The sequence below is a fragment of the Corallococcus sp. AB049A genome (genome assembly GCF_003668885.1).
In the GTDB taxonomy this organism is placed as follows: Bacteria; Myxococcota; Myxococcia; order Myxococcales; family Myxococcaceae; genus Corallococcus; species Corallococcus interemptor.
In genome coordinates this window covers 1-10,427 of record NZ_RAWL01000313.1, presented here as the reverse complement: position 1 = coordinate 10,427, position 10,427 = coordinate 1, and the positions used below count along the sequence as shown (strand labels likewise).

Here is a 10,427-nt window from a genome sequence, read left to right as displayed (position 1 = left end):
GGCTGGGGGTGGTGCTGGCGCTCCTGGTGACGGGGGCCTCGGGGTGCAAGGACTCCGGTCCCGCCCCTGGCACGCCGCCTCCGGGTGACCGGCACGACGAGCCGCCCCTCAACAACAACGACGCGGGCGTCGCCGGTCCGGACGGCGGCATCATCGTTCCCGAATATGACGCCGGCACTCCCGAGGAGGAGCCGGACGCGGGCACGCTGCCCGACGGCGGCAGCGCGCTGCCCGAGCGGGACCCGGACGCCGTCCACAAGGAGAACCAGAAGAAGGGCACCACGGGCTGGCGCATCGACAAGAACGCCAACAGCCGGGAGATTGAAGGCTACGCGCTGAAGGCCACCCTCAAGCAGGGCGAGTCGCTGCGCGTCGCGGTGTCCCTCTCCGAGGAGCGCAAGTTCAGCTGGTTCGTCTACCGCCTGGGCTACTACGGCGGCGTGGGCGCCCGGGAGGTCGCGCGCGGAGGCCCGGTCCAGGGCACGCGGCAGGCGGACTGTCCCGCGGATCCGGGCACGGGCATCATCGCCTGTTCCTGGTCTCCCACGCTGGAGATCCCCATTGGCGAGGACTGGGTGCGCGGCGTGTACGTGGTGAAGCTCGTGCGCGACGACCGGCCGTCGCGCTACGTGCCCTTCTACGTGCGGGACGCCAACCCGCGCGCGGAGGTCGCGGTGCTCATCCCCACCTCCAACTGGGCCGCGTACAACACCTGGGGCGGCACCAGCCTCTACGATGATCAGAAGGGCGTGATGAAGGCGCACGGCGTCGCGCGCGCCTTCCAGTCCTCCTACGACCGGCCCTACTACCGGGGCCAGGGCTCCGGGCACCTGATGACGGACGACCTGAGCCTCATCACCTGGCTGGAGTCGCAGGACCTGGACGTGGGCTACTTCACCGACGAGGACATGGACGAAAGCTACGACTTCCTTCGCGGCGCGAAGGTGTTCGTGATGTCCGGCCACGACGAGTACTGGTCCGCCAGGCAGCGCGACCACGCGGACCGCGCGCTGTCGGAAGGGCGCTCCATCCTCAACCTGGGCGCGAACAACGCCTACTGGCAGGTGCGCTTCGAGCCCGCGGCGGACGGCCGCGAGCGCCGCGTCGTCACCTGCTACAAGGGCGCGCCGGAGGACCCGTACCGGGATCAGCGCAGGACGGTGAAGTTCCGCGACCTGCCCGCGCCCCGTCCGGAGAACGCGCTGCTGGGCGTGCAGTTCGCCGCGCGCTGGCACCAGTGGCCCTTCCCCACGGTCATCACCAACCCGGAGCACTGGATCTTCAACGGCACGGGCCTCAAGGCCGGGGACACGCTGTGGATGGCCAACGGCTACGAAGTGGATCAGCTGGTGACCAACGGCCGCCAGCCCGCTGGCCTGGACGTGCTCGCGGAGTCGCCCATGCTGTCACTCCAGGGCGGCTTTGGCTTCTCGCACATGGTGGTGCGCAAGCAGGGTGACGCGTACGTGTTCTCCTCGGGCAGCATCGACTTCGTGCAGAAGCTGGCCGGGGTGGGGGACCGCGTGGCGGATCCGCGCGCGGGCCGCATCGTGGCCAACGTGCTCTACAAGGCGCTGGGCCGGAAGGTGCCGGGCGACCTGGTGAAGTTCCAGCCTCCCGCGGCCGCGACGCCCATGGGGCCCTTCGCCGCGTCCGTGACGACGGTGGCGGGACAGCCCGGCAAGCGCTGCCACTCGGGCACGAAGGTGGCGGCGGACGAGCTGGGCGCGCCGCTCGCGGTCGCCGTGCTGCCGGATGGCGGCTGGGCGGTGGCGGACTCGCTGGCCAACGCGGTGAAGCGCGTGTCGCCGGACGGGAAGATCCGCACGGTGCTCACCAACCTCGCGGGCCCCATGGGCATCGCCGCGGACGCGCTGGGCAACATCTACGTCTCCGACACGGAGAACGCGGTCATCCGCCGCATCACCCCGGACGGCCGCGCGGAGGTGTTCGCGGGCACCACGTGGGGCTACCAGGACGGCCCCGCGCTGTCGGCGGCCTTCAACCAGCCCGCGGGCCTGTCCTTCACGCCGGACGGCACGGCGCTGCTCGTGGCGGACCTGAACAACAGCGTCATCCGCCGCATCGACATGGTGACGCCCGGCAACCCGGTGACGACGCTCCAGGGTGACTGGCTCTACCGTCCCTCCGCGGTGGTCCAGGCGGTGGATGGCTCCGTCTACGTCGTGGAGAGCGGCATGGCGCGCGTGGTGCGCGTGCGCGACGGCGTCACCACCGTGATGGCGGGCTCCACGCCCGGCTTCCGCGACGGGGACCCGAAGGACGGCCAGCTGCTGCCGTACCTGGGCCTGGCGCTGCTGGCGGACGGCTCGCTCGCCATCTCCGACCCCGGCAACTACCGCGTGCGCCGGCTCACCTTCAACGCGTCCGGCGAGCCGCAGAAGCTGACCACGCTCGCGGGCAGCGGCCGCTACGGCGCGGACGACGGCGCGGGCCGGGACGCCCAGCTGGTGCTGCCCGCCGGGCTCGCGGTGGGGCCGGACGGCACGCTCTACGTGGCGGACGCTGGCAACTCGCTGGTGCGCGCCATCCAGCGCTGATCAGCGGCCCGGGCCGCGCATGCCGCCCATGGGCGGCGGCGCGTCCATCTCCTGCCGCGTGCGCCGCCGGTCCGGGGTGTCGCGCGGCAGCTCCACGAAGGTGCACATCTCGCAGAGCCGGCTGTAGATGCGCTCGCCCACGCGCTCGCGCAAAAGCTCCGCGTCCTTCATGGCGCTCCTCGCGTCGTCCGTGGTGCGGTAGCCCGAAGGCGCGCTGCTGCGCGCGCCCTTGCGCTCCGGCTCCAGCGAGTAGTTCGTGGCGAAGAGCGTCGTGCGCCCCGCGTTGTAGCGCCGGGCGATGAGCTCATCGAGCGTCTCCATCTCGAAGGGGCTGCCGCGCCCCTTGCCCAGTTCGTCGATGGCGAGCACCTCCACCTCCGACAGCGGCCCGATGATCTCCCCGCCGCTCTTGCCGTCCTGGAAGCCGCGCCGGATGGTCGCGTAGAGGAGGGAGATTTCGACGTAGCGGGACTTCACGCCCATCTCCAGCACCAGGTGCCCCAGCGTCGCCGCGAGCAGGTGCGTCTTGCCCGTGCCCACCGGCCCGCTCAGCACGAAGCCCTTGTTGGTGGCGCCCTTCACGTACTGGTTGGCGAAGTGCATCGCCACGCCGCGGCCGCGGTCCTGCGACTCGTTGAAGGGCCGGTAGTTGTCGAACGACGCGTGCGCCATGACGCCCGGCATCTGCACGTCGTTGTAGAGCGCCACGCGCGTGCGCCGCAGCGTGCACACGCACGGCTCCAGCACCTCGTACGTCCGGGGGCCCACCTTCGCGCTGAAGGTGCCTTCCTTCTGCACCAGCCGGTGCCCGCGTCCACCGCACATCGGGCAGTCCACCGAGCACGCACACACCCGCGCGGTCGCGAGCTCACCGCGCCGCTCGATGAGGTACGTCCGCCCGCCGCACTGCCCACACGCCTCGCCGTTCGCCTTGGCAGCCATCGCCCCTGCCATAACACCGTCACCCCTGGCCGTCAGCCCACTGCCCATCCGTTCAGGCGCGAGAAGGGGGAACAACCCCTCAGGTCTCCTTCATGTCCAGCCGCCGTCTGACGGCTGCCTGGAGCCGGAAGCGCCGGGCCACACGCCGCGCGCGGGCCGTCATCAGCTGCTGTTCACCGGTGCGCGCATCGCGCCACACCGAGCGTCGCTCCGGGAAGGGCAGGGCGCGGAGCAGCGCCATCAGCGCCCAGGCCTCCTGCTGATCCATCGCCGAGGGCTCACGCGGCACGCACGCGAGCACCGTGTCCAGCAGCCGGTGCACCCGGGGCGCCAGCGCGGCTTCGCGCTCCGTGAGTGCCCGCAGCGCGGTACACAGTCGCGCGTGCCGCACCTCTTCCCAGGAGCGGGCGGGGCGCTTCTTGGACGCGGGACGCGCCTCCTCGCCCTGGCCCGCGGACAGGTCCCGGTACTTGCGGATCTCCGTCTCCACCTGGCGCCGGCACGCGCGCAGCGAGCGCAGCACCGGCTCACCGGGCCGCGCGTCCCACAGCGCCTTCTCCGCCGAGCGGGAGATGCCCCGCGCCACGACCTCGAAGGGCACGCCCTCCTGCGCCCACGCGGTGACGAGCTCGGTGTCCAGCGCGGACAGCATCAGTCCCGCGCCGCGCACCGCGAGGAAGTAGTCCTGCACCAGCTCCTCGAAGCTGGCGCTCTCCGGCAGAAGACTCATGATCCGACGACCACTCCAGGCAGGGCAGCCAGACGAACAGCCGCCAGCTTCCCATACCCTTTGGGGACCGCCGTGCAACCTTCCTGTCGTTGTCTGGAGCGGCGTTTTTGCACAGCGAAATTGAAGTTTTCCCGCTTGCTATCCGACGAAGCTGGCGTCCCGTCGTCTGAGTTGACCCGCCTTGCGCAAACCGCGCATAGTACGGGTCCCCTCATGGAAATTCCCGAAGATTCCCGGACACTTGCCAAGCAAGCAGGCATCCGTGGACGCCGGTTCCCCGCTCCTAGGAAGACCATGCGCCGCTCGCTACTCGTTTGCCTCGTTCTCCTGACTTCCATGGCTTCGGCCCAGGAGAAGAAAGCACTGCGCGACGCTGACCTGGGCAAGAAGTCCACCACCACCGTGGACAAGTCCCTCGCAGGCGACATCACTCGCCCGAAGGAAGCCCAGCAGGCCGCTCCCGCGCTTCAATATGATCAGTTCCGCTTGGGCGTGGAAGTGCAGGTCGCTTCCAAGCGCCGCGAACAGATCGAGTCCCTGAAGAAGATCATCTCGCTGTCTCCTGATCAGAAGGAGGCCCCCAGCCTGCTGTTCCGCCTGGGTGAGCTCTACTGGGAGGAGTCGAAGTTCTTCTTCTTCGAAGCCAACCGGAAGGACGACGAGCTCATCGTCGCCATGAACCGCAACGACGCCGCGGGCCAGCAGAGGGCCAAGGCGGAGAAGGCGGAGTTGATGGCGAAGGTGAAGGAGAACGGCAAGTACGCCGTCGAGCAGTACACGAAGATCGTCCAGGAGTACCCGAAGTTCGAGCGCACGGACGAGGTGCTCTTCTTCCTCGGCCAGTACCTGATGGAGGACGGCCAGGACAAGAAGGCGCTCGTCGCGTTCAAGCGCCTGGTGGAGAAGTACCCGCAGTCCAAGTACATCCCGGACGCGTACTTCGCCTTCGGCGAGTACTACTTCAACAACTCCAAGGGCAAGCGCCCGGAGCTGGAGAAGGCGCTCGCGGCCTACAAGAAGGCCGCCGAGTACCCGGAGAACCAGGTCTACGCCTTCGCCCTCTACAAGCAGGGCTGGTGCTACTTCAACATGGGCGAGTACGAGTCCGCGAAGGACAAGTACAAGACCGTGGTCCTCTACGGTGAGCTGGCCGGCGCCGGCGCCGTGGAGAAGGACGGCAAGGCCAAGGCGAAGGGCTCGCTGGTGCGTGAAGCGCGCGCCGACTACGTGCGCGCCTTCGCCCGCGAGGGTGACGTCACGCAGGCCCGCGCGGACTTCGGCAAGGTCGCCACCAATCCGGAAGACCGCTTCGCGATGATGAAGCAGCTCGCGAACCTGTACTACGGCGACGGCAAGGACCGCGAAGCGGCCATCACCTACAACGCGCTGATCAAGGAGAAGCCGCTGTCTCCGGAGGCCCCCGGCTTCCAGGGCAAGATCGTCGACTGCATCCTGCGCATGGGCAACAAGGAGCGCACCGTGGCCCAGGTGCGCCGGCTCGTGAAGATCATGAAGGACGTCGAGTCCTCTGGCGTCATCAAGGACGACAAGGACAAGAAGGCGCTCGCGGAGGCGAAGGAGCTGTCCGAGCGCACGCTCTCCAACCTCGCCGTCACCTGGCACAACGAGGGCAAGAAGACGCGCAGCGAGGAGACCTTCAAGTACGCGGACGCCGTGTACAGCGACTACCTCACGCTCTTCCCGGAGAACCCCAAGGCGTACGACCTGCGCTTCTTCTGGGCGGAGCTCCTCAACGACAACCTCCAGAACTTCGACAAGGCGGCCGCCAACTACACGCTCGTCGTCCTCCAGGACGCCAAGGTGCTGGAGGCCAAGGACGACAAGGGCAAGCCCAAGCCGGGCAAGCCGGGCAAGTGGCTGACCAACGCCTCCTACAACGCCGTGCTCGCCTACGACGAAGTCGTGAAGGCCGCCGAGGCGCGCGGTGAGGCGAAGTCCGAGTCCGCCGGCACGGACATCCAGAAGAAGATCGCCATCCCCACGCTGAAGAAGTCGCTGCTCGACGCGTGCGAGCGCTACCTCAAGTACGTCCCCAAGGGCGACAAGCGCGTGGAGATCGCCTTCAAGGCGGCGAACATCTACTACCGCCACAACCACTTCGACGAAGCGGTGCTGCGCTTCTCCGAAATCGCGCTCGGCTACCCCGAGTACAAGTTCGAGGACGGTCAGCGCGCGGCCGAGATCGCCGCCAACCTCATCCTGGACTCGTACAACCTGCTGGGCGACTTCGCGAAGGTCAACGAGTGGGCCCGCCGCTTCTACGCCAACGACAAGCTGGCCACCGGCAAGTTCCGCGACGACCTGGCGAAGCTGATCGAGCAGTCGTCGTTCAAGCTGGTCAGCCAGCTGGAGGAGAAGAAGGAGTTCTCCAAGGCGGCCGAGGCGTACCTGAACTTCGTCCACGACTTCCCGCAGACGGAGATCGCGGACCTGGCGCTCTACAACGCGTCCGTCGACTACTACAAGGCGAAGAGCCTGGATAAGGCCATCGAGGTCCGCAAGCGCCTGTTCGCGGAGTACCCCCGGTCCAAGTACGTGCCTGACTCCATCTACGCGAACGCGGAGGCGCTGGAGGCCATCGGTGACTTCGAGGAGGCGGCCGGCACCTACGAACTCTACGTGAAGGGCTACGAGCGCAACCTGAACGAGAAGGGCGGCGCGCCGGCGAAGGCCAGGGCGAAGAGCAAGGCCAGGGGCAAGGCCCGGCAGGCCTCCAACGATGACGGCCCCGCGAAGCCCGCGGTGGTGCAGAAGTGGGACGAGTCCAAGGCGCAGATCGCCCTGTTCAACGCGGCCACCTACCGCGAGGGCCTGGGCCAGCTGAAGGCCGCGCTCAAGAACCGCGAGCACTACATCGAGCTGTGGCCCAAGTCGAAGGACGCCGAGGCCGCCTTCCTGTCCATCGTGGACCTGCACGTGAAGCAGGGCGCGTACATGAAGGCCATCAAGCTCCTGGAGGAGTACGAGCGCGACAACATGCGCTCCCAGAGCAAGTTCCTCATGGCCGAGGGCCGCATCGTCGACATCTACGCGAAGATGAAGAAGACGAACGACGTGCGCCGCATGAACAAGCGCATCTTCGAGTACTTCGACCAGCTGCCCCGCCGTCAGCAGACCGCGCTGGAGAAGCCGGCGCTCGCCGCCGCCGCGCAGGCGAACCTGCTGGCCATCGAGCCGGACTGGGTCGAGTTCAAGCGCCTGAAGCTGTACTGGGGCGTGCCGCCGTCGCCGGAGCGCTTCAAGGGCTCGCTGGCGGACAAGGGCCGCGCGCTGGAGGTCGTGCAGAAGAAGTACGTGCAGACCGTGGCGCTGGGTGCCCCGGAGCCGGCCATCTGCGCGCTGCAGCGCATTGGCCTCGCGTATGACCACATGGCGGAGCTCGTCGTGAACGCGCCCATGCCGCGCGGTCTGGACGAGGAGTCGCAGCAGGCCCTGCGCGACGAGTTCGCCAACCAGGCCCAGCCGCTCAAGGACAAGGCCACGGAGGCCTTCTCCAGCGCGGTGGCCAAGAGCCGTGAGCTGGGCGTGTTCAACGACTGCGCCGCGGCGAGCCTGAAGATCCTCCGCACCACCTACGCCCCGGACCGCTACCCGGAGGTGCTGGAGGAGAAGCTCGCGCTGAAGAACAAGGAACTGGTGCTGGGCGGCGACCTGTTGGCCGCCGTGCAGGACATCCCGCCCCCGGTCACCAAGGTGGAACCGGAGAAGCAGGCCAAGAGCGAGGCGCTCAACGAGGACCTGTCCGCGCTGACGAACGCGCTTCGCCAGCAGACCGAGTCCGAGGTCGCCAAGCCCGCCGCCGCGTCCAAGGACGGGGCCCCCAAGAAGACCGTTGATGATCAGGAGCCGGAGGACTTCCTCTAATGAATCGCCGCATGCACCCGTTCCGCCCCCTCCTGCTGGCCACGCTGGCGCTGACCGCCGTCGGTTGTTCCACCACGCAGACCAACACTCCGTCGCCCGTCGCCAAGCCCGTGGCCGCTCCCACGGGCCCGGTGTCCATCTCCAACCGCGCCATGCTGCTGTTCGATGACGCGGTGAAGTCCTTCGACGCGCAGAAGAAGGCCAAGGCGTTCGACTACCCGTCACTGGAGCGCAAGTTCAAGGCCGCGCTGGAGGCGGACCAGAACCTGGCGGAGGCCGAGTACAACCTGGGCGTCATCGCCGAGCGCATGGGCAAGGCCGACGAGGCCAAGGCCCGCTACGCGGCCGCGCTCACCAAGAAGCCGTCGCTGCGCCAGGCGTCCGACAACCTGGCCATCATGAAGCAGAACGGCGGCGACGTGGCCGGCGCGGTGGCGCTCTACCAGGACGTGCTCACGCGCTACCCGGATGACGCGGGCTCGCGCGCGCGCCTCGCGGAGATCTACCGGCAGAACAACGACCACGACAAGGCGATGGAGCTGTCTCGCGCCGCGCTCATGCGCGACCCGATGAACACCAACGCCCTCAAGGTGATGATCCGCAGCTACCTGGACCGCAAGCAGCTGGCCATGGCGAAGCTCGTCGCGCTGCGCGCGGTGAAGCTGGACGGCACGGATCCGGAGCTGCACCAGGCCGTGGGACTCATCCTCCTCAAGGAGGGCGACACGGAGGGCGCGCGCCTGCAGTTCAAGAGCGCCCTGGAGGCGAAGGCGGACTACGTGCCCGCGCACGTGGAGCTGGCCCAGCTGGCGCTCAACGCGGAGGACTTCCCCGGCGCGGAGGAGCACCTGCGCCGCATCCTGCAGGCCGACGGCAAGAACGCCGCCGCGCACGTGGACCTGGGCATCGCGCTCAAGGGCCAGGGCCAGTACGACAAGGCCATGCAGGAGTACGACGAGGCGGAGAAGCTCAACCCCGACCTGGGCGCCACGTACCTCAACCGCGGCATCATCCTGCACAAGGTGAAGGACGCCCCCGAGCGCGCGGTGGAGCTCTACAAGAAGTACGTCGCGCTGGCCGGTGGCGAAGTCGCCCTCCATGCCGAAGCCCCCGTCTTCGGCCTCCTGCGCGAGGCGGAGAGCATCGTGCAGGCCAAGCGCGAGGCGTCCGCCGCCGAGGCCCAGGCCAAGCAGATGGAGGCGCTCCAGGCGCAGCAGCAGGCCGCGATGAAGGCGGAGGAGGCCAAGCAGAAGGGCCAGACGCCGCCGCCGCCGGGTGGAGCGACGCCCGTGTCCGGCACCGGTACCGCCCCGCAGGCCACGCCGGCCTCCGCCACGGGCACGCAGCAGCCGGCCGCCACCCCCGCGGGTGGTGCGCAGACGGCCCCTGCCCAGAAGAATGCAGCTCCGGTGGACTCCGACGAGCCGACGGACGACCTGCTGTGATGTGGGAGACGCCCGCCAGTGGCTTCACGCTGGCGGTGCGGCTCGGGAAGATGCGAACCTTGTGAGCCCCTCGTGCTTCTGGCGCGGGGGCCCACCATGCGGAAACACCAGTGGGCCTTGGGAAGGCCCCACGTGGAGGCAGGATGCGGAAGTGGCTGATGTTGTGCGTGACGCTGTCGGTGGCCCCGGCCTTCGCCCAGGACGAGGGCGGCAAGTCGGGTGAGGGCGGTGGCGCCAGGATGCAGAAGACGACCAGCGTCGACTTCGAGGACGACACCATCGAGGGTGACCTCACGAAGCCGGACGGTGAGTACGTCGAGGCGCGCAAGACCGTGAAGCACTCCAACCTCATCCGCATCCGCGAAGACTTCGAGGACAAGGTGATGCAGTCCGTGGGCGAGCTGTAGTCCCCCTCCACGAACTGAAAACCGGCGGTGGGAACCTTCCGCCGGCACCGTTGTCCAAGAGCGCAAAGCCCTACCGGGAGCCCCCCATGGCCGTACCCCTGACACTCAAGGTCTTCAAGGGCGACACGCTGGTCGCCTCCAAGGACTACGAGCGCGACATCATCAAGATTGGTCGTCTCTCCTCCGCGCACCTGTGCCTGGAGGACGACAAGGTCAGCCGCATCCACTCCGTCATCGAAGTTGCCGCCGACGGCTCCATGTCCATCATCGACATGGGCAGCGTCGAGGGCACCTACGTCAACGGCAAGCGCGTCAACAAGGGGCAGGTCTCCTTCGGTGACGAGGTCCGCGTGGGCGGCACCACCATCCGTCTGGAGAACCCGGCCGCCGTCGCCGCGGTGAACCTGGCCGCCGCCGTCGCGCAGGCGGATGCACCGACGGACAAGAACCCCACCGT

Annotated in this window: 7 protein-coding genes; 5 read left to right on the top strand and 2 right to left on the bottom strand. The window is 68.4% G+C overall.

Annotated features, from left to right (window positions below):
* The first annotated feature begins 2 nt into the window (after window positions 1–2).
* Window positions 3–2,561, top strand: a complete 2,559-nt coding sequence (locus tag D7X55_RS27800; RefSeq protein ID WP_121724626.1) for a N,N-dimethylformamidase beta subunit family domain-containing protein — start codon at window positions 3–5, stop codon at window positions 2,559–2,561.
* Here the strand turns inward: D7X55_RS27800 and D7X55_RS27795 are convergent, their stop codons facing one another.
* Together D7X55_RS27795 and D7X55_RS27790 are read right to left on the bottom strand one after the other, a co-directional pair.
* A complete protein-coding gene (locus D7X55_RS27795) occupies window positions 2,562–3,503 on the bottom strand; it encodes an ATP-binding protein (protein WP_199747183.1) in 942 nt (313 codons plus the stop codon).
* A gap of 79 nt (window positions 3,504–3,582) precedes the next feature.
* Window positions 3,583–4,233: a hypothetical protein gene (locus tag D7X55_RS27790; RefSeq protein ID WP_199747181.1), complete on the bottom strand. Its 651-nt coding sequence runs from the start codon at window positions 4,231–4,233 to the stop codon at window positions 3,583–3,585.
* A gap of 294 nt (window positions 4,234–4,527) precedes the next feature.
* On the opposite strand from D7X55_RS27790, the gene D7X55_RS27785 reads away from it, so the two are divergent.
* The 4 genes from D7X55_RS27785 to D7X55_RS27770 all read left to right on the top strand — a co-directional run.
* A complete protein-coding gene (locus D7X55_RS27785) occupies window positions 4,528–8,118 on the top strand; it encodes a tetratricopeptide repeat protein (RefSeq protein ID WP_199747179.1) in 3,591 nt (1,196 codons plus the stop codon).
* A complete protein-coding gene (gltE, locus tag D7X55_RS27780) occupies window positions 8,118–9,563 on the top strand; it encodes an adventurous gliding motility TPR repeat lipoprotein GltE (RefSeq protein ID WP_120549745.1) in 1,446 nt (481 codons plus the stop codon). Before D7X55_RS27785 ends, gltE begins: the two co-directional genes overlap by 1 nt.
* Window positions 9,564–9,706: 143 nt before the next feature.
* On the top strand, window positions 9,707–9,970 hold the full coding sequence (gene cglF, locus D7X55_RS27775) for an adventurous gliding motility protein CglF (RefSeq protein WP_120549744.1): 264 nt from the start codon (window positions 9,707–9,709) through the stop codon (window positions 9,968–9,970).
* Window positions 9,971–10,056: 86 nt separating this feature from the next.
* Window positions 10,057–10,427, top strand: a 371-nt coding sequence (locus tag D7X55_RS27770; protein WP_147470228.1) for an FHA domain-containing protein, incomplete at its 3' end; no start/stop codon positions are given.